This is a genomic window from Rhizobacter sp. P3_B12 (assembly GCF_056402895.1).
The window spans coordinates 1-945 of sequence record NZ_JBFUGN010001520.1 but is presented as its reverse complement, the minus strand read 5'-3'; the positions used below and the strand labels follow the sequence as shown (position 1 = coordinate 945).

Genomic DNA, 945 nt, shown 5'->3' with positions numbered 1-945 from the left:
GGGATCGTCACGCCGAGGAACTTCTTCTCCTCGGTGCTGTGGTAGGCCGGATAGCCGAGCACGGGCTTGGTGGTGCGCTCGGGATCGCGGACGCCCGCCTTCTCGCCGAGGAAAAAGCAGCTGCTGTCCGGCCAGGCGGGGCAGGCGTAGCTCCAGCCGGTGAAGACGCGGGCCATGCCGCTGATGTCGGCCTGGCCGTAGGCGTCGATCGGCTGGCCGGCATTGAGCTGCTTGCTGCCGTCGGCGTTGAGCATGTGCAGGCCGATCGACATCAGCTGCATCACCTCGCGGGCGTAGTTCTCGTCCGGCACGCGGCCGGTGTTCGGATCGGCCTTCTGGTTTCTCAGTGCCGTCAGGTAGCCCAACATCTGCGGATGCTTGGAGACCCCCTCGATCAGGTCGCGGTAGTTGCCCAGGCCCTTGACGCTGAGCATGTCGAGGAAGGCCGCGGACGCACGCGCGTCGACGTTTGCGTCCTGCATCGCGATCACGAAGATCTGCGACAGCGAATACGCGACGCGCTGGCGCAACTGGTCGTCGCCGCTGATCGCGTTGCGCCAGAATGCGTGGGTCGTGCCGTCCTGGGCCGCGTTGACGGTCGCATTGTTCGCCGTGGCCTTCGCATCCCAGAGTGCCAGACTGCTGGACGCCGGCTTCGCGAACTGCTCGTCGATCCAGGCCGAGTAGCCGACCGACATCACATGGTCGACCTCGGCATCGGTCGGGCCGAACGTGGCCTGCGTCAGGAAGCGCGCAGCCTCGGCGCGCGAGGCCGGCTTCTCAGCTCCGGCCGGCGGCGGCTGGCTGGTGCCGTCGCCGGCGCCGCCGTCGCTCTTGCCGCCGCCGCAGGCCGCCATCACGGCCGCCAGCACCAGACATCCGGCGATACGCCAGTTGCGCCACGCCAACGTCGGCCCCACGCCGCTCACACTCGCCTTGTGCACG

General features: G+C 68.5%; 1 protein-coding gene. It reads right to left on the bottom strand.

Annotation, left to right across the window (positions count from 1 at the left end; translation table 11 throughout):
• The coding region (locus tag AC1D01_RS36575; RefSeq protein WP_477874689.1) for a DUF1800 family protein at positions 1-872 on the bottom strand (872 nt) is incomplete at its 3' end.
• Positions 873-945 lie beyond the last annotated feature (73 nt).